Source organism: Nisaea sp. (genome assembly GCF_017640745.1).
GTDB lineage: Bacteria > Pseudomonadota > Alphaproteobacteria > Thalassobaculales > Thalassobaculaceae > Nisaea.
In genome coordinates this window covers 339,091-356,867 of sequence record NZ_JAEPQA010000001.1, presented here as the reverse complement: position 1 = coordinate 356,867, position 17,777 = coordinate 339,091, and the positions used below count along the sequence as shown (strand labels likewise).

Here is a 17,777-nt window from a genome sequence, read left to right as displayed (position 1 = left end):
GATGGCGGAATCTGACGCACGAGAACAAAAAAAACATCCGCGTCATGTCGCCATCATCATGGACGGCAATGGGCGCTGGGCTAGCGCACGCGGTTTGCCGCGCACGGTCGGCCATCAGCGCGGCGCGGAAGCGGTCCGGCGCACGGTCGAGGCGTCCCTTGAACTGGGGATCGGCTATCTGACCCTGTTCGGCTTTTCGTCCGAGAACTGGAAACGGCCGAAAACCGAAGTCCTCGACCTGATGGGGCTGCTACGGCGCTACCTGAAGAGCGAGATCGCCGAACTGCACGAGAAGGGCGTCCGCTTCCGGGTGATCGGGGACCGCGCGCGGCTGGATGACGACATCGTCTCGCTGATCGAACAGGCGGAACGCCTGACCGTCGGAAACCGGGCGTTGGTGCTGACAATCGCTCTCAGCTACGGGGGGCGGGACGAGATCGCCGGTGTGGCCCGCCGCCTCGCGGCGATGGTGGCCGAAGGCGCGCTCCGGCCGGACCAGATCAGCGAGCAGGTCTTCGCGGAGAACCTCGAGACCGCGGACATTCCCGATCCGGACCTTCTGATCCGGACGAGCGGCGAGAAGCGCATTTCCAACTTCATGCTGTGGCAGTGTGCCTATTCCGAATACGTCTTCCTGCCGACGCTCTGGCCCGATTTCGGCAAGGATCAGCTGGTCGAAGCGATCGACGAATTCTGTCAGCGGGACCGGCGCTTCGGCGCGGCCGTCGGCTGACGCGGGATGCCGGCCAGGGACAACGGCGCGGCAAGCCACAATGCCGGACGGAAACCCGATCCGGCGGGCCGTTCCCGCGAGCTGCTTCTGAGAATCCTCTCATCGGCCGTGATTCTGCCGCCCGTCATTCTGCTGTTCTGGGTCGGTGGGCCTTATTTCCTGGCGCTGGTGACCGTCGTCGCGGCGGTGATGGCCTGGGAGTGGGCAAATCTCGTCGCGCCGCGCTGTCCAGCGAGCCTGCGCCGCCTCGCCGGATTGATCGGCGCGCTCATGGTGCTCGCGGCGTCGCTGGCCTTCGAGAAGCCGGCAGCGTTGATCATGCTGATCGCGCTTCCCCTCGCTTTCGCATTCGCTGTCAGGATCGGCTCAGGCAACTGGGCGCCCCAGCTGCTGCCGGGCCTGTTTCTCGCGCTCTGTCCGGCGATTGCGATTCACTGGATAAGGGAAATGCCGGAACTGGGTCTTGAAACCGCGCTCTGGCTCGCCTTTTCCGTGGTGGTGACCGATGTCGCGGCCTATGGCGCCGGACGGACCATCGGCGGGCCGAAACTCTGGGCGCGTGTCAGTCCCAGCAAGACCTGGGCGGGACTGTTCGGCGGCATGGCCGGCAGCGCCGGTCTCGGCGCTGTTCTGGGTACAAGTATCGAAACGGCGGATCCGGTGCTGCTCGCCGGTATCGGGGCGGTGATCGCAATTGTCGCGCAGGCAGGCGATTTTGCCGAATCCGCGGTGAAGCGCGCTTTCGGGGCAAAGGATTCCGGACGGCTTATCCCGGGGCATGGCGGTATTCTCGACCGGGTGGACGGACAGATCGCGGTCCTGCCTCTGGCGGCGGCATTGATGCTGCTCTCCGGCAAGAGCATGCTGCTCTGGTCATGGCCGTGAACGCGAAACTGCAATCGGCAGACGAAATGCAAGACTCTGACAGGAAGTCGGTTTCCATCTTGGGGGCGACCGGATCGGTCGGCGGCAGCACCGTCGATCTGCTTCTGGCGAACCCGGAGCGATTCTCGGTCAAGGCGCTGACCGGCGGCCGCAATGTGGCGCGGCTTGCCGAGCTTTCCCGGGCCTTGCGCCCGGAGTTCGTCGCCATTGCCGATCCGTCCTGTTACGGCGCGCTGAAAGAGGCCTTGTCCGGCAGCGGGATCGAGATTGCCGCGGGCGACGAGGCGGTCTGCGAGGCCGCGGACCGTCCTGCGGACTGGGTGATGGCGGCGATCGTCGGCTGCGCCGGGCTGCTGCCGACGCTGACGGCGGTGCGCCGCGGCGCCACGGTGGCTCTCGCCAACAAGGAATGCCTCGTTTCGGCGGGCCACATCATGATGCGCGAGGTCGCGGGCGCAGGGGCGACGCTGCTGCCGGTGGACTCCGAGCACAACGCGATCTTCCAGGTCTTCGAGCAGGACCGGCGCGAAGCGATCGACAAGATCGTGCTGACGGCCTCCGGCGGGCCCTTCCGCGAGGCAACGCTTGCCGAAATGGCCGGCAAATCCCCCGCCGAGGCGGTCGCGCATCCGCGATGGGACATGGGGGCCAAGATCTCGGTCGATTCCGCGACCATGATGAACAAGGGCCTGGAAGTGATCGAGGCGGCGCATCTCTTCGCCTTGCCAGAGGACCGGATCGATGTGCTGGTGCATCCGGAATCGATCATTCACAGCCTCGTCGCCTACCGGGACGGATCCGTCTTGGCGCAGCTCGGCACGCCGGACATGCGCACGCCGATCTCCTATGCGCTGGCCTGGCCCGAACGCATGCAGACCAATGTCCGCCCGCTCGACCTCTCGGAGATCGCGACTCTGACGTTCTCTGCGCCTGACATGCAGCGATTTCCGGCGCTTGCCCTGGCGCGCGCGGCGCTCAGGTCGGGCGGTGCGATGCCGGCCGTCCTCAATGCGGCGAACGAGATTGCCGTCGAGGGCTTCCTCTCGGGCAAGCTCGGATTTACCGGCATTGCCGAGCTTGTCGAGGAGGTGATGGCGGCGGTCGATCCGGCGGCGCCGGGTACGATCGACGACGTGATCGGACTCGACCGCGAGATCCGGGGAGAAGCGGCGCGGCGGCTTGAGCGGCGCGCGGCGGCCGATTTGAGCCTCACGGAAGCTGACAGCGCCATTGAGATCGGTGCCGGTCGTCTCTAAATAGTACCAACATCCACGAAAACACCGAAGGTCGTGTCCATCATGGAATTCCTGTCCGGTTTCGCCGGGAGCCTCATCCCGTTTCTGCTGATCCTGACCGTGCTCGTATTCGTACACGAGCTCGGACATTACTGGGTCGCGCGGCGGACCGGCGTCCGGGTCGAGGTGTTTTCGATCGGTTTCGGCCCGGAGATCTTCGGCTTCGACGACAAGCACGGGACCCGCTGGAAGTTTTCGGCGATACCGCTCGGCGGTTACGTGAAGATGTTCGGCGATGCCGATCCGGCCAGCGCCACCTCGGAAGGCCTCGCGGAGATGACGCCGGAAGAGAAGGCGGTCTCGTTCCACTACAAGTCGGTCGCGCAGCGGACCGCCATTGTCGCGGCAGGTCCGGCCGCGAACTTCCTCTTCGCCATCGTCCTGCTCGCCGGCATGTTCATGGTCGTTGGACAGCGCTATGCGCCGGCGACGATCGATGAGGTGATGGCCGGGAGCGCCGCCGCCGAAGCGGGGCTGGTCGCCGGCGACCGGGTGCTTGAGGTCGACGGCACCGAAGTGACGCGCTTTGCCGACCTGCAGATTGTCGTGCGGGAAAATCCGGGTACGCCGCTGCCGATGCGCGTGCAACGCGGCGATGCGGAACTGACCCTTTCCGTGACCCCCAAAGAGGTTGTGACCGAAGACAATTTCGGGAATGTGCTGCGCTTCGGCCAGCTCGGCGTGCGCAGCAACAATGTCGAGTTCGTGAAGCATGGCCCGGCCGCCGCACTCTGGAACGCAACGCTCGAAACCTACAATCTGACGGCGCAGACGCTGCGGGCAGTTGGCCAGATGGTCACCGGCGCGCGGGGCACCGAGGAACTCGGCGGGCCGATCAAGATCGCGCAGATGTCCGGCGAGGTGGCGAAGACCGGCTGGGCGATGACCTTCTGGTTCATGGCGGTGCTGTCGGTCAATCTGGGCCTGATCAACCTGTTCCCGATTCCGGTCCTGGACGGCGGTCATCTCGTCTTCTACGCGGCCGAAGCGATTCGAGGAAAGCCGCTGAACGAGCGCTTCCGCGAATATGCGTCCGTCGCGGGTCTGTCGCTGGTGATCGCTCTGATGGTTTTCGTGACCTGGAACGACATCGTCAATCACCCGCTCGTGCAGAGAATTGGCGATATTTTCGGCTGAGCCGGGGCGAGTCCGGCACCATGCGGGGAACGATTTCGAATTTTCAACGGAATCACCGGTTTAATGAGTGTTCCATCCCGTCTATAGTCCGCCCCCAAGGTGACCTTCACAGGGTTATAAGAATTGATGGCGGAGTTTGACGTGTCGGCACGACTGGCGCTTGCCCGTTCGTTTGTTGCCATTGCGGTCGTTGCGGCGTGTTTCCTCGGGACTCCGTTGCTGCCTGGCGGCATCTCGCCGGCCGTGGCGCAGACCATGCAGGTCGACGAGATCGAGGTGATTGGAACCCAGCGCGTGGATCCGGAGACGGTCCGGTCCTACATGTCGGTGAAGGTCGGCGACAGCGTGGACGCGGCCATGCTCGACCGCTCCCTCAAATCGCTCTTCGGAACCGGCCTCTTCGCCGATGTCAGCATCCGGCCGGAAGCACGGCGCCTGATCGTCACGGTGGTCGAGAACCCGGTTATCAACCGCATTGCCTTCGAAGGCAACAAGCGGATCAAGGACGAGGAACTCGAGCGTGAAGTGGAGCTGCGGCCGCGACGGGTCTTCACCCGGACCCGCGTCCAGCAGGACGTCCAGCGCATTCTCAACGTCTACCGTCTGAGCGGCCGTTTCGCCGCCACCGTCGAGCCGAAGGTGATCCAGCTTGAGCAGAACCGGGTCGATCTCGTGTTCGAGATCGACGAGGGACCGCTGACCCGGATCCGCTCGATTTCCTTCATCGGCAACAAGGTTTTCAGCGACTCGAAGCTGCGGGACAAGATCCAGACCAAGGAATACGCGTTCTGGCGGATTCTCACCACGACCGACACCTATGACCCAGATCGGCTGAGCTTCGACAGGGAACTGCTCCGGCGGTTTTACCTCAGCGAGGGCTACGCGGATTTCAAGGTCGTCAACGCCGTTGCGGAGCTGACGCCGGACCAGAAGGATTTCGTCGTCACCTTCACACTTGAGGAGGGTGAGCAGTACACCTTCGGTGACGTGGATTTCGACATCCGGCTGAAAGGCATCGAGGCGGAAGCGATGCGGCCTCTGGTCCAGACCATCCCAGGCGAAACCTACGACGCCGATCTGGTCGACGAGTCCGTCGATCAGATCACTGACTATCTCGGGACCCTCGGTTTCGCCTTCGTCGATGTGCGACCGCAGCCGACCCAGAACCGCGAGGAGCGGACCGTTGGCATCACCTATTTCGTCGGCGAGGGACCAAAGGTCTTCGTCGAGCGCATCAATATCGAGGGTAACGTCCGGACTCTGGACCGGGTAATCCGGCGCGAGTTCCAGCTCGCGGAGGGCGACGCCTTCAACACCTCGAAGATGCGCCGGTCGAACCGCAGGATCCGCAATCTCGGCTTCTTCAAGAAGGTCGAGGTGACCAACCGGGAAGGCTCACAGCCGGACCGGACCGTCATCACCGCGAATGTCGAGGAGCAGTCGACCGGGGAGATTTCCTTCGGCATCGGCTTCTCCACGGTGGACAGCATCATCGGCGATATCGGCATCCGCGAGCGCAACCTGCTCGGCCGGGGGCAGGATCTCCGGCTCAAGTTCTCGGGCTCAGTCAATCGCCAGCAGTTCGACCTCGGTTTCACGGAACCCTATTTCATGGACCGTGACGTTTCGGCCGGAGTGGATCTGTTCCGCATCATCCGCGACGAAACCGACGACAGCTCTTTCAAGGAGGAAAGCACGGGTATCCGCTTCCGTGCCGGATATGAGCTGGCGAACGACCTGCAGCACTCCGTGAACTATCTCCTGAAGACGACGGAGATCCGGGATGTCGAGGACGATGCCTCGCGTTTTGTCCGTGACCAGGAAGGCTCCGAGACGGTCTCGCAGGTTGGGCATGTGCTGTCCTACGACACCCGGGACAACCGTACGGATCCGACGGAGGGGTATTTCGCGAGCATTTCGAACGATATCGCTGGTCTCGGGGGCACGGTCGCCCATCTGCGCACCAATGTTCGCGGCGCCTATTACGTTCCGATCTATGAGGATTACGTTCTCGGGCTGATCGGAGAGGGCGGCCACATCGTCGGCCTCGGAGACGATGTCGGGATCGCCGAGCGCTACTTCGTCGGCGGCAACAATTTCCGCGGCTTTGCCCGTAACGGTATCGGTCCGCGAGACTCGACCAGCAGTGATGCATTGGGCGGAAATACTTACTATGTTGGTACCGCCGAGGTCGGATTTCCGCTGGGGCTTCCCGGAGATCTTGGAATCAAAGGCTTCGTCTTTACGGACGTCGGATCGCTCTATGGCATCGACGACAGCGGCGCCGAGATTGTCGACAGCTCGAAATTGCGTGCGTCTGTCGGTACCGGCATCGCTTGGGCTACGGCTTTCGGCCTGATTCGCATCGATGTCGCACAAGCAGTTTTGAAGGAAGATGTCGATGACACTGAAATCTTTAGGTTCAGTTTCGGAACGCGCTTCTAGGTTACTTACCGGGATCGGGCTTGCTTTCGTTCTGACGGTCGCGGTCTGCATTGCGCCCGCGGGCGCGGTGAACAAGATCGAGCCGGTCAGCGTTGCCGTGGTCGATGCCCAGCTCATCATGCGGCAGTCGGACGCCGCGAAGATGATCCGCGAGCAGGTCGAAGCGCGCCGTAAGATCTACGAGAAGGAATATCAGCAACGCGAGGCCGAGGTCCGCGAAGCGGAAAAGGCGCTGCCGCAGCAGCGCGCGATTCTTGCGAACGACGTGTTCCAGGCGCGGTTGCGTGAGCATCAGGAGAAGGTCGCTTCGCTTCAGCGTGACGGGCAGTCGATGAAGCGGCAGCTCGACCAGGCTTTCGGGCGCGCCAACGGAAAGGTGCGCGAGGCGATGATCGATATCGTCGCCGAAGTGGCGAAGGAGGCGAATGTCGGTCTCGTCCTGTTCAAGAACCAGATTTTTCTCGGAGACCGGAAGATCGACCTGACCGAAGAGGTCATGGTCCGGCTCAACAAGCGCCTGCCGAAGGTCGACGTGACCTTCTCCGAAGCTGCGAACTAGCGCTGGCCGCCGCACATGCCGGACAAGAGATTCTTCAGGAAATCTGGAACCTATTCGATCGCGGAACTGGCGGAGCGGGTCGGCGGCGAGCTGATCAATTGCTCCGATCCGGGCTTCATGATCGAGGATGTGGCCGCGGTCGAGGAGGCCACGGCGTCGGATATCTGTTTCGTCGAGAACCGCCGCTATGTCGGCGCTCTAGCGACCTCCAAGGCCGCCGTATGCCTTCTGCCGCGTAACATCGCGGACCGGGCGCCCGAAACGGTCGCGCTGATCGTCAGCGAGCGGCCGCGCCGGGCCTTCGCAAAGATCGCGGCGCTGTTCTACCCGGAGGAAGAGGAACCCGCCGGCATTGATCCGTCCGCCCATATTGATCCCAGCGCCACGCTCGGCGAGGGGTGTTTCGTCGGCCCCGGCGTTACGATCGCTGCCGGTGCCAAGCTCGGTGCCGGTGTCCGTGTCCGTGCCGGTGCCTCCGTCGGGCGCGCCGTCGAGATCGGTGCCGGAACGGTGATCGGCGAGAATGCGTCGCTCAGTCATTGCCTGGTGGGCGAACGGGTCGTGATCTATCCCGGCGCCCGGGTCGGAACCTGCGGCTTCGGCTTCGAGGTCGACGAGACCGGGCTGATCAAGATGCCGCAGCTCGGACGGGCGATCATCGGGGACGATGTCGAGATCGGCGCGAACAGCTGCATCGACCGCGGAAGCGGGCCCGACACGGTGGTCGGCCGCGGTACCATGATTGATAATCTTGTGCAGATCGGCCACAACGTACAAATCGGAAAAGGCTGCATAATCTGCGGTCAGGTTGGCGTTGCGGGAAGCACGCGGATCGGCAATTACGTAGTGCTGGCCGGGCAGGTCGGCGTCGCCGGCCATCTGGAACTCGGGGACGGAGTGCAGGCCGCGGCGATGTCCGGGATCAGCAATTCGGTGGACCCCGGGCAGAAAATAGGCGGTGCGCCTGCCGTGCCCATCAATGAGTTCCGCCGTCAGGTTGGGGCGTTGAGAGCCTTGGGGCGACGCAAGAAAGACCAGGAGAGCAAATGAGCGCCGCAGATTCAGAAACCGACAACGTCACGCAGACCGATATCGACGTAAACCGGGTGATGGAACTGATCCCGCACCGCTATCCCTTCCTGATGGTGGACCGGATCGAAGAGATCGAGCTTGGCGTCAAGGCGGTCGGCATAAAGAATGTTTCCATCAACGAGAACTTCTTCCAGGGCCATTTCCCGGCCCGTCCGGTTTTCCCGGGTGTGCTGATCATCGAGGCGATGGCGCAGACGGCGGGCTGTCTCGTGGTGGCGACGCTCGGTCCGGACGCAGAGGGCAAGCTGGTCTATTTCATGACCATCGACGATGCCCGCTTCCGCAAGCCCGTTGTGCCGGGCGACCAGATCAAGATTCATGTCGAGAAAGCGCGCAACCGCGGGCCGGTCTGGAAATTCACCGGCGCGGCGAAAGTCGATGGCAACCTCGTCGCGGAGGCCACCTTTTCCGCCATGATCGTGGACAAATAGAGCCGATGACATCAGCAGAGCGGAAAATCCATCCGACCGCGATCGTCGATCCGGCGGCGGAGATCGGCAGCGGCGTCGAGATCGGCCCCTATTGCGTCATCGGGCCGGATGTCGTGCTCGGCGACGGCTGTCGCCTGAAATCCCATGTGGTGGTCGAAGGCCGCACACGGATCGGCGCCGGAACGGAGATTTTCCCCTTCGCCTCGATCGGCCACATCCCGCAAGACCTGAAATATGGCGGCGAACCGTCGGAACTCCACATCGGTGCGCGAAACGTGATCCGCGAACATGTGACGATGAACCCGGGGACGGAAGGCGGCGGGATGCTGACGAAGGTCGGTGACGGTTGCCTCTTCATGGCGAGTTCCCATGTCGCCCATGACTGTCATGTCGGCGACAATGTGATCCTGGCGAACAACGCCACTCTGGCCGGGCATGTGACTGTCGGCGAGTTTGCCATCCTCGGCGGTCTCAGCGCGGTGCGTCAGTTCTGCCGTATCGGCAAGCACGCAATGGTCGGCGGGCTCACCGGTGTGGAAAACGACGTTATCCCCTTCGGCCTCGTCATGGGCGACCGCGCGCGGCTTTCCGGTCTCAACCTGATCGGCCTCAAGCGGCGCGGATATACGCCGGAGCAGATCTCCGAGCTGCGTAAGGCTTATCGCCTGCTCTTTGCGGATGAGGGAACATTCCAGGAGCGGGTCGACGAGGTCGCGCGGGAATACAAGGACCACGATGCGGTCGCCGAGATCGTGGATTTCATTCGCGCCACCAGCAGCCGCGGCGCGATCTGCCAGCCCAGCAAGGACTGAGGTCGGGCCATGCCCAAGCTCGGAATTCTGGCCGGCGGCGGGGTTCTTCCCCGGCGGATCGCCGAACGCCGTCTTGATAGCGGCGACGGTGTCTTCGTCATCGCCTTCGAGGGGCAGACCGACCCGGAGACGGTCGAGGGGCTGGAGCATGCCTGGATGCGTCTCGGGGCGACCAGCGCGACGCTCAAGAAACTTCAGGAAGCCTCGGTCGAGGAAGTGGTTATGGCGGGGCCGATGCGCCGTCCGGCTTTCTCCGATCTCAGTCTTGACCTGCGCTCCGCCAAGGCCCTGGCCCGCGCGGGCCGCAAGGCTTTCGGCGATGACGGACTGCTCTCCCTGATCATCGAGGAGCTGGAGCGGGACGGTTTCCGCGTGGTCGGGATCGACGATGTCCTGGGCGGATATCTCATGCCGAAGGGCACGCTCACGGCGGCCATTCCGGACGGCGAGGCCGAAGAGGACATCGCCCGCGGTCTCGAAGTCCTGACGGCGCTTAGCCCGGCCGATGTCGGGCAGGCGGTCGCGGTGCAGGAGGGGCTGGTGCTTGCGGTCGAGGCTGTCGAGGGCACCGATGCGATGGTCGCACGGGCCGGGCATCTGAAGCGGAGCGGGGCGACGGGCCCGGTTCTGGTGAAGATCAAGAAACTCGGCCAGGAACGACGCGCGGATTTGCCGACGATCGGTGTCGATACGGTCCGTGCAGTCGTCAGCGCGGGGTTCCGGGGCATCGCCGTCGAGGCCGGTTCGACCATTCTGGTGGACCGTGATGCCGTGGTTGCCGCGGCGGATGAAGAAGGGCTGTTCCTGACCGGAATTTCCCCGGTGCGGGGCGAAACGAGATGAGCGCGGAAGAGGCGCGGACGCCGCTCGTCTATCTGATCGCGGGGGAGGCCTCCGGCGACGTGCTCGCGGCCGGTCTGATGCGGTCCCTGAAGCGCATGACAGGCGGCAATGTCCGCTTTGCCGGTGTCGGCGGCAAGCTGATGCGCGAGGAGGGGCTGGAAAGCCTGTTCCCGATCTCGGAAATGGCGGTCATGGGGGTGTTCGAAATTCTACCCCACGCGCCGAAACTGCTCCGCCGGATCCGGCAGACCGTCACGGACATCCTGTCGAAGCAGCCTGACATCCTCGTCACCGTGGATTCGAAGGCCTTCAGCCTCCGGGTGCAGAAGCGTCTGAACAAGCTTCGTGCCAAGGGAGGAGCGGTCGATTTCCCGCTTGTGCACATGGTTGCGCCGACGGTCTGGGCCTGGCGCCCCGGGCGGGCCAAGACAATCTCCCGTTTCCTCGACCGGCTTCTAGTCCTGTTTCCGTTCGAGCCGCCCTATTTCGAAGAGCACGGGCTTAAGACGGTTTTCGTCGGTCATCCGGCGTCGGTTCAGCCGCAGGGGGACGGATCCCGCCTTCGCGCCCGCGCGCAGATCCCTCCGAGGGCACCGGTGCTGGGCGTGTTGCCGGGAAGCCGCCCGGGCGAGGTTCGCCGCTTGATGCCGGCTTTTACCGATACCGTTCGCCGTCTGACCGCGCGCTATCCGGATCTCCGCATTCTGGTGCCGACCGTCTCCGGTGTCGCCGAGGAGGTGAGAGACGCGGTTAAGGACTGGCCGGGTAAGCCGGTGGTCCTCGAGGGCGAGGCGGAGAAATATGACGCGTTCGATGCGATGAACGTGGCGCTCGCGGCCTCCGGGACCGTCACGCTCGAACTGGCGCTTGCCGGTGTGCCGACCGTGGTGGCCTACAAGGTCAGTCCGCTTTCAGCACCGATCGGCCGGAGACTGGTCAATCTCGACTCCGTGGTCCTGGCAAACCGGATTCTGGGCCGGGTGGTGCAGCCGTTCTTCCTGCAGGAGAACTGCACGCCACAGGCGCTCACGGTCGCGGCAGCAAGGATGTTCGACGATACCCGTGCCCGCGCCGACTGCGCAGCGGCGGCCCGGGATCTGCGCGAAGAACTCAGCACCGGAGCGGTCTCCCCGTCCGATACCGCCGCAATGGCCGTTGCCGAAGCAGCCGGGATCGCCCGCCGTTAACGTCGGAAGCCTCAAGTCTCTCCGATAAAAAAAACGGCGGCACTGGGGTGCCGCCGTCTGATTTCATGTATCCGGAAAGCTCTCAGCGCTTGTCCAGCGGGACGAACGAACGTTCGGTCGGGCCGGTATAGAGCTGGCGCGGGCGGCCGATTTTCGCCTGCGGATCCTCGATGCTCTCCTTCCACTGCGCGACCCAGCCCGTGGTCCGCGCGACGGCGAAGAGCACGGTGAACATGGAGGTCGGGAAGCCCATCGCCTTCAGCACGATGCCCGAATAGAAGTCGACGTTCGGGAAGAGCTTGCGGTCGACGAAATATTCGTCCTCGAGCGCGATCTTCTCGAGTTCCATCGCCAGTTCGAGCAACGGATCCTCGACGCCGAGCACCTCGAGCACCTCGTGGCAGCTCTCCTGCATGACCTTCGCGCGCGGATCGTAGTTCTTGTAGACCCGGTGGCCGAAGCCCATCAGGCGGAACGGATCGTCCTTGTCCTTCGCCTTCTTGATGTACTCGTTGATGTTGTCCTTGTGGCCGATCTCGTTGAGCATCGTCAGAACGGCCTCGTTCGCGCCGCCGTGGGCCGGACCCCAGAGCGAGGCGATACCGGCTGCGATACAGGCGAACGGGTTGGCGCCGGAGGAACCGGCGAGGCGGACGGTCGACGTCGACGCGTTCTGCTCGTGGTCGGCATGCAAGATGAACAGCCGGTCCATGGCTTTCGCCAGGACCGGGTTCATTTTGTATTCCTCCGCAGGTACCGCGAACATCATGTGCAGGAAGTTCTCGGCATAGGTCAGATCGTTCTTCGGATAATTAAACGGCTGGCCAACGGAGTACTTGTAGGCCATCGCTGCCAGCGTCGGCATCTTCGCGATCAGACGGAAGGACGCGACCATCCGGGCATGCGGATCGTTGATGTCGGTCGAGTCGTGATAGAAGGCCGACAGCGCGCCGACGACACCGCACAGCACCGCCATCGGGTGCGCGTCGCGGCGGAAGCCCCGATAGAAGTTGCTCAGTTGCTCGTGCACCATCGTGTGGTAGGTGACGTCGTGGTCGAACTTGGCCTTCTGCTCCTTGTTCGGCAGTTCGCCGTTGAGGAGCAGATGGGCAACTTCGAGGAAGCTGCAATTGGCGGCGAGGTCCTCGATCCGGTAGCCGCGATGCAGCAGGATGCCCTTGTCGCCGTCGATGAAGGTCAGACCGGACTCGCAGGAGCCGGTCGAGGTGAAGCCGGGGTCATAGGTGAAGTGGTCGGTCTCAGCGTAGAATTTCCGTACATCGACCACGTCCGGGCCGACCGAGGCTTTCAGGACGGGGAGTTCGTAACTCTTTCCGGACTGATTGTCGGTGAGCGTAAAGCTGCCGGTGTTTGATTTGTTCATCCTGAGCTTCCCTTAGTTCTTGTTGAGCGGCCGCTCCGCGTTCCATCGGAGCAACATTGCCGCTAAATCGCGGCGGATATTAGTCGTTATTGTGCAGTGCCGCAAACAGCCTTGAGTCTGGCAAGGGTTTCCGCGCGTTCCAGCACCGCCGCCACCTCGAAAATACCGGGGGAAACGGTCGATCCGGTGAGGGCCGCGCGCAGCGGCTGGGCGAGCTTGCCAAGCTTCAGATCCGCCTCCTCGGCGACTTCGCGGACGGCGTTCTCGATAGCTTCCTCAGACCAGTCGGGCAGAGCCTCGAGGCGCTGGGTGAGGGTCTTCAGATGTTCGATCGTCTCTTCGGTCAGCAGGCCGTTGGCCTTCTCCGTGAAGGGGAGCGGCACCGAGGCTGCGTAGAAGGCCGAATTCTCCGTCAGCTCGACAATCGTCTTGGCGCGCTGCTTGAGCCCGTTCATGCCTTTCAGAATCCGGCTGCGGCCAACCTCGCTGATGTCGCCGAGTCCGTCGACCACGAGATCGGTCAAACGGGCATCATCGGCCTCACGGATGTAATGGCCGTTGAGATTCTCCAGCTTGGCGAGGTCGAAGCGTGAGGGCGAACGGCCGACCGCTTCCAGCGTGAACCATTCGATCGCCTGCGCGGAGGAGATGATCTCGTTGTCGCCATGGCCCCAGCCGAGACGCAGCAGATAGTTGTTCAGCGCTTCCGGGAGATAGCCCATATCGCGATAGGCATCGACGCCGAGCGCCCCGTGGCGCTTCGAAAGCTTGCTGCCGTCGGGGCCGTGAATCAGCGGGATATGCCCGAATTCCGGCACATCCCAGTCCATGGCACGATACAGCGCGGCCTGACGGAAGGCGTTGTTCAGGTGATCGTCGCCGCGCAGCACATGGGTGATCCCCATATCGTGGTCGTCGACTACAACGGAGAGCATGTAGGTCGGCGTACCGTCTCCGCGCAGCAGGATGAAATCGTCCAGCTGCTGGTTTTGCACGGTGACTTCACCCTGGACATGATCGACCAGCATGGTCGAACCTTCGAGCGGTGCCTTGAGGCGTACCACCGGATCGACGCCCGCCGGCGCTTCGGAGGGATCGCGGTCGCGCCACATGCCGTTGTAGCGCATCGGTTTGCCGGCGGCCTTGGCCTCCTCGCGCATGGCCGCGAGTTCTTCCGGCGTGCAATAGCAGAAATAGGCCCGGCCCATCTTCACCAGCTCGTGGGCGACCTCGGCATGCCTCTCAAGGCGGGCCGACTGATAGACCGGCTCCTCGTCGCCGAGCAGACCGAGCCAGTCGAGACCGTCGAAAATCGCCTGCACGGCTTCCGGCGTGGAGCGCGCGCGGTCGGTATCCTCTATCCGGACCAGATATTTTCCGCCCATGTGCCGCGCATAGAGCCAGTTGTAGAGCGCGGTCCGGGCTCCACCGATATGGAGGAAGCCGGTCGGCGAGGGGGCAAAACGCGTAACGACGGACATGGGGCGGTTTCTCGTGATTCCTGTGGGTCTGGCAATGCCGGCGGGGGCAGAATCCCGCAGGCGCGGGGCTATTTAGCACATTGGCCGGGGCAGTGCGAGATTGGACGAAAAGCCTCCTGCCTCTGGCCGCAAGAGCCGCGGCAGGACTGGCGCATTTTCAGGAGGCCGAGCGCGAACGGGCCGGACTCTGGCTTCCTGTCGCCCTGGCGGCAGGGATCCTGATCTATTTCGATCTGCCGGTCGAACCGCATCTTCTGTCCGGCCCGGTCTCAATGCTGTGCGCAATACTCGTTTTCCTGGCGGCGCGCCAGCGGGCGCTGCCTGCTTTCCTCGCGGCTCTTCTGGTGGCGGGCGTCGCGGGATTCACGGCGGCTCAGGTCCGCACCCTGAATGTGACAGCACCGGTACTCGAGAGAGGCGTCACCTCCGCTGTTGCCGGTGTGGTGGAATCGGTCGGTATGACGCCGCGCGGCCGAAGGATTATCCTGCAGGTGGAAAGCCTTGGGCGCCTGCCGGCGGAGAAGCTGCCGGGGCGGGCGCGTGTGCTGCTGCTGAAAAAGGATCCAGCGCCGGCGCCGGGCAGCCGGATCAGGGTGTTTGGCCGCTTCCAGCCGCCTCCGCCGCCTGTTTCACCCTATGCCTACGACTTCCAGCGCGCGCTCTTCTTCGAAGGCATTGGTGCCGTCGGGTTTGCCCTGGCGCCTTATTCCGTCGAGACGGATGCGGCCATATCCTCGGAAAGCGAAGCGCTGGAGGAGCTCAGGCAGGTTCTCTCGGCGCGCATTCGCGGTCACTTGCCGGGCGATACCGGCGCACTTGCGGCGGCGCTTCTTGTCGGCGACCGGGATTGGATCTCGGAGGAGGCGGAAGAGGCCATGCGCGATGCGGGGATCGCGCATCTTCTGGCGATTTCGGGGCTCCATATGGGACTGGTAGCCGGGTGCGTCTTCGGATTCGTACGGTTGCTCCTCAGCCTTTCGGCGCGAACGGCGCTGCTCTGGCCGACCCGGGTGATCGCCGCGGTCGCGGCGCTGGCCTTCGCGACATTCTATCTGTTGCTCTCCGGCGCGGCCGTGCCGACCTTGCGCGCCTATGTCATGACCGCGATCGTGCTTGCCGGGATGGTGCTTGGCCGCCGGGCGATCTCGATGCGGCTGATCGCGTTCGCGGCGATGGCCATTCTCCTGTTCCGTCCGGATTATCTCCTGAGCGCGAGTTTCCAGCTCTCCTTCGCGGCGGTTACGGCGCTTGTGGCTGTCTATGAAGCCGGGCGCTGGAGCGGTGTGGCCGGTTCCGACGGGCCGTTCCGCAAGGGCGTCCGTCAGCTGCTCCTGCTGGCGCTCACCTCGTTGGTTGCGACGCTCGCGACTCTGCCGGTCGCGCTCCATCATTTCCAGAAAGCGGCACTCTACGGTATCGCAAGCAATCTGATCGCCGTCCCGGCGGCCGGCATGTGGATCATGCCCTGGGGCGTTGCTGCCCTGGTCCTGATGCCGCTTGGATGGGAAGCCCTTGCTCTGAAGCCCATGGGCTGGGGACTGGATCTGGTGCTCTCCCTCGCCCTGGAAATCGGGAGTTGGCCGCTGGCGACGCAGGCGGTTCGCGCAAGCCCCGGGTGGGTGGCCGGAGCGGCGGCCCTGTCAGGCCTGTGGCTCTGCCTCTGGAGGTCGCGATGGCGCTATCTCGGAGCACCGCCCCTGATCGCCGCCTCTGCGCTTCTGCTGCTGTCGCCCTGGCCACCGCCAGCCCTGCTGATCAGCGACAGGGGACGGGTCATCGGGGTGCATTCTGGCAGTGAGCTGGCGACGAACTCCGGGCGGAACGGGTTCGAGGCGCTCGTCTGGCGCCGCCGCGCTGGACTGCCGGAGGAGAGTACCGGACGCCGCTTCGATTGCGACCCGCTTGGCTGCGTTTTCGAGGCCGCCGGTATAGGCACCGTGGCATGGTCGTCCAGCGCGCAGTCTCTGGGCGACGATTGCCTGCATGCCGATATCCTTGTGACGCGTATTCGGGTGCCGGAAGGGTGCGCGTCTCCGAGGCTTATCCTCGGGCCGCGGGATCTGCGTCCTGGAGGCTCCATCGCGGTCTGGTTCGATGGAGCGAGGCCCAAAGTGGTCTACTCAAGATATGTCCGTGGCGACCGGCCCTGGACCGGCCGAAAGTCTTTTCTCAAAGCTAAAAAAGATTGAATTTTCTCAAAAAATAGATCATATTATTAAGCAATAGAATTCAACTCCTTAGCGAGTGTCTTTCTCAGGAAGGTGGGCCCGAGGTGGCGGATACAGTTAAAAAGCGCGCGTTGAGTATTCTGGCCGCGTCTGTTTCCGACGTCGTAGGGCAGAAAAACCTTGCCTATATCGCGATCAAGAAAGCTTCGGACGAGGTAGAGAATGCCGCTCGCCACGAGTGGGCGACCTCCGTGTTCGATCAGATTCCGCTGACCAACCGGCGTGAGATCAAGAGCGTCGCCATCAACAAGGCGCAGGAAGAAAAGCGCCATGTTCTCTCGGTGCGTGCCCGGGAGAAGAAGCAGGCGGAAGTTCGGATCGCCGATCTCGGGATGATCTGGGGCGGCAACACCCGCTGATCCCCATCCCTTAGGCCGGCAGTCCGCGAAAGCCGTCCTCTCGTTCCCTCAATATTTCCGCATCAGGCCGACAAGACAGCCCTGGATCCGCACCTGATCCGGGCCAAAGATCCGCGTTTCGTAATTCGGGTTGGCGGGCTCCAGCGCAACCGCGTGACCGCGGCGGCGCAGGCGCTTCAGTGTGACCTCGTGTTCGTCGACGAGCGCAACGACGATGCTGCCGTTCTCGGCGGTATCGCAGCGCCGGATGATCACCGTATCGCCGTCGAGAATGCCGGCATCGACCATGGAATCACCGGCGACTTCCAGCGCGTAATGATCGCCCGCATGGATCATCGAGCCCGGGATGGCGACCCGCGCGCTGTCGTCCCGCAAGGCCTCGATGGGCGTGCCGGCGGCGATCCGCCCCATCATCGGCAGATCGATCATCTCCTCGTCGGAATAGACCGGTGCCGACGGTTTGCTCTCCGGCACACTTTCCTCGTCGCGCGTGGCCCGGGCGAAGTTCCCCGGAATGACGTTGGGCGTGAAACCGCGGCTTGCCGGGCGGTCGAGCGCGGCCGGATGGGACGCTGCTGCAGCAGGCGCGGACGAGCTGGACTCGGGCGTGCGGAGGATCTCAAGGGCCCGGGCCCGGTGCGGCAGGCGGCGGATGAAGCCGCGCTCCTCCAGCGCCGTGATCAGGCGGTGGATGCCTGACTTCGATTTCAGGTCCAGCGCATCCTTCATCTCGTCGAAAGAGGGAGAAACGCCGGTCGCTTCCAATCTTTCCTGAATGAACAGCAATAGCTGGTGCTGTTTTTTCGTAAGCATCAGAGACTCCCGTGCCGATTCCCTCAGGAACAAAAGATAAACATCGGAAATGTTCTACTTTGGTTCCTGTGGTGCGTCAAGGCTTTGATTGCA

General features: G+C 63.5%; 16 protein-coding genes. 13 read left to right on the top strand and 3 right to left on the bottom strand.

Annotated features, from left to right (window positions below; all coding sequences use genetic code 11):
• The first annotated feature begins 1 nt into the window (after position 1).
• The 11 genes from JJ959_RS01740 (at position 2) to lpxB (ending at position 11,419) form a co-directional block, all read left to right on the top strand.
• Positions 2-733, top strand: coding sequence for an isoprenyl transferase (locus JJ959_RS01740; RefSeq protein ID WP_292879537.1), 732 nt, complete (start codon positions 2-4; stop codon positions 731-733).
• Positions 734-739: 6 nt separating this feature from the next.
• The gene (locus JJ959_RS01735) at positions 740-1,618 is read left to right on the top strand and encodes a phosphatidate cytidylyltransferase (RefSeq protein WP_292879536.1); all 879 of its coding nucleotides are present in this window, start codon (positions 740-742) and stop codon (positions 1,616-1,618) included.
• Positions 1,619-1,644: 26 nt separating this feature from the next.
• Positions 1,645-2,874 (top strand): 1-deoxy-D-xylulose-5-phosphate reductoisomerase, encoded by a 1,230-nt coding sequence (locus tag JJ959_RS01730; protein WP_292879535.1) that lies wholly within the window; start codon positions 1,645-1,647, stop codon positions 2,872-2,874.
• Between the two features lie 42 nt (positions 2,875-2,916).
• On the top strand, positions 2,917-4,050 hold the full coding sequence (gene rseP / locus JJ959_RS01725; RefSeq protein WP_292879534.1) for an RIP metalloprotease RseP: 1,134 nt from the start codon (positions 2,917-2,919) through the stop codon (positions 4,048-4,050).
• Between the two features lie 141 nt (positions 4,051-4,191).
• A complete protein-coding gene (bamA, locus tag JJ959_RS01720; RefSeq protein ID WP_292879533.1) occupies positions 4,192-6,495 on the top strand; it encodes an outer membrane protein assembly factor BamA in 2,304 nt (767 codons plus the stop codon).
• Positions 6,452-7,054 (top strand): OmpH family outer membrane protein, encoded by a 603-nt coding sequence (locus tag JJ959_RS01715; RefSeq protein ID WP_292879532.1) that lies wholly within the window; start codon positions 6,452-6,454, stop codon positions 7,052-7,054. The genes bamA and JJ959_RS01715 overlap by 44 nt, the downstream gene beginning before the upstream one ends.
• A gap of 15 nt (positions 7,055-7,069) precedes the next feature.
• Entirely contained in the window at positions 7,070-8,104 is a 1,035-nt protein-coding gene (lpxD, locus tag JJ959_RS01710; protein ID WP_292879531.1) for a UDP-3-O-(3-hydroxymyristoyl)glucosamine N-acyltransferase, read from the top strand.
• Positions 8,101-8,577, top strand: coding sequence for a 3-hydroxyacyl-ACP dehydratase FabZ (gene fabZ / locus JJ959_RS01705; protein ID WP_292879530.1), 477 nt, complete (start codon positions 8,101-8,103; stop codon positions 8,575-8,577). The genes lpxD and fabZ overlap by 4 nt, the downstream gene beginning before the upstream one ends.
• A 5-nt stretch (positions 8,578-8,582) precedes the next feature.
• Positions 8,583-9,389 (top strand): acyl-ACP--UDP-N-acetylglucosamine O-acyltransferase, encoded by an 807-nt coding sequence (gene lpxA / locus JJ959_RS01700; RefSeq protein WP_292879529.1) that lies wholly within the window; start codon positions 8,583-8,585, stop codon positions 9,387-9,389.
• A 9-nt stretch (positions 9,390-9,398) separates the two neighbouring features.
• A complete protein-coding gene (lpxI, locus tag JJ959_RS01695; protein ID WP_292879528.1) occupies positions 9,399-10,232 on the top strand; it encodes a UDP-2,3-diacylglucosamine diphosphatase LpxI in 834 nt (277 codons plus the stop codon).
• Positions 10,229-11,419, top strand: coding sequence for a lipid-A-disaccharide synthase (gene lpxB / locus JJ959_RS01690; RefSeq protein WP_292879527.1), 1,191 nt, complete (start codon positions 10,229-10,231; stop codon positions 11,417-11,419). The genes lpxI and lpxB overlap by 4 nt, the downstream gene beginning before the upstream one ends.
• Before the next feature lie 82 nt (positions 11,420-11,501).
• Here the strand turns inward: lpxB and JJ959_RS01685 are convergent, their stop codons facing one another.
• Together JJ959_RS01685 and gltX are read right to left on the bottom strand one after the other, a co-directional pair.
• The gene (locus JJ959_RS01685) at positions 11,502-12,803 is read right to left on the bottom strand and encodes a citrate synthase (RefSeq protein ID WP_292879526.1); all 1,302 of its coding nucleotides are present in this window, start codon (positions 12,801-12,803) and stop codon (positions 11,502-11,504) included.
• Positions 12,804-12,889: 86 nt separating this feature from the next.
• A complete protein-coding gene (gltX, locus tag JJ959_RS01680) occupies positions 12,890-14,284 on the bottom strand; it encodes a glutamate--tRNA ligase (protein WP_292879525.1) in 1,395 nt (464 codons plus the stop codon).
• Positions 14,285-14,376: 92 nt separating this feature from the next.
• Between gltX and JJ959_RS01675 the strand changes: the two genes are divergently transcribed.
• Positions 14,377-16,473 (top strand): ComEC/Rec2 family competence protein, encoded by a 2,097-nt coding sequence (locus JJ959_RS01675; RefSeq protein ID WP_292879524.1) that lies wholly within the window; start codon positions 14,377-14,379, stop codon positions 16,471-16,473.
• An 83-nt stretch (positions 16,474-16,556) separates the two neighbouring features.
• Entirely contained in the window at positions 16,557-16,871 is a 315-nt protein-coding gene (locus tag JJ959_RS01670) for a hypothetical protein (RefSeq protein WP_292879523.1), read from the top strand.
• A gap of 48 nt (positions 16,872-16,919) precedes the next feature.
• Here JJ959_RS01670 and lexA read toward each other — a convergent pair whose 3' ends face one another.
• Positions 16,920-17,684: a transcriptional repressor LexA gene (lexA, locus tag JJ959_RS01665; protein WP_292879522.1), complete on the bottom strand. Its 765-nt coding sequence runs from the start codon at positions 17,682-17,684 to the stop codon at positions 16,920-16,922.
• Positions 17,685-17,777 lie beyond the last annotated feature (93 nt).

Excerpts from the sequence above, each read along its gene's own strand:
- JJ959_RS01740 (WP_292879537.1), top strand. The coding sequence starts at position 2 with ATGGCGGAATCTGACGCACGAGAACAAAAAAAACATCCGCGTCATGTC.
- JJ959_RS01735 (WP_292879536.1), top strand. The coding sequence starts at position 740 with ATGCCGGCCAGGGACAACGGCGCGGCAAGCCACAATGCCGGACGGAAA.
- JJ959_RS01730 (WP_292879535.1), top strand. The coding sequence starts at position 1,645 with ATGCAAGACTCTGACAGGAAGTCGGTTTCCATCTTGGGGGCGACCGGA.
- rseP (WP_292879534.1), top strand. The coding sequence starts at position 2,917 with ATGGAATTCCTGTCCGGTTTCGCCGGGAGCCTCATCCCGTTTCTGCTG.
- JJ959_RS01715 (WP_292879532.1), top strand. The coding sequence starts at position 6,452 with ATGACACTGAAATCTTTAGGTTCAGTTTCGGAACGCGCTTCTAGGTTA.
- lpxD (WP_292879531.1), top strand. The coding sequence starts at position 7,070 with ATGCCGGACAAGAGATTCTTCAGGAAATCTGGAACCTATTCGATCGCG.
- fabZ (WP_292879530.1), top strand. The coding sequence starts at position 8,101 with ATGAGCGCCGCAGATTCAGAAACCGACAACGTCACGCAGACCGATATC.
- lpxA (WP_292879529.1), top strand. The coding sequence starts at position 8,583 with ATGACATCAGCAGAGCGGAAAATCCATCCGACCGCGATCGTCGATCCG.
- lpxI (WP_292879528.1), top strand. The coding sequence starts at position 9,399 with ATGCCCAAGCTCGGAATTCTGGCCGGCGGCGGGGTTCTTCCCCGGCGG.
- lpxB (WP_292879527.1), top strand. The coding sequence starts at position 10,229 with ATGAGCGCGGAAGAGGCGCGGACGCCGCTCGTCTATCTGATCGCGGGG.
- JJ959_RS01685 (WP_292879526.1), bottom strand. The coding sequence starts at position 12,803 with ATGAACAAATCAAACACCGGCAGCTTTACGCTCACCGACAATCAGTCC.
- gltX (WP_292879525.1), bottom strand. The coding sequence starts at position 14,284 with ATGTCCGTCGTTACGCGTTTTGCCCCCTCGCCGACCGGCTTCCTCCAT.
- lexA (WP_292879522.1), bottom strand. The coding sequence starts at position 17,684 with ATGCTTACGAAAAAACAGCACCAGCTATTGCTGTTCATTCAGGAAAGA.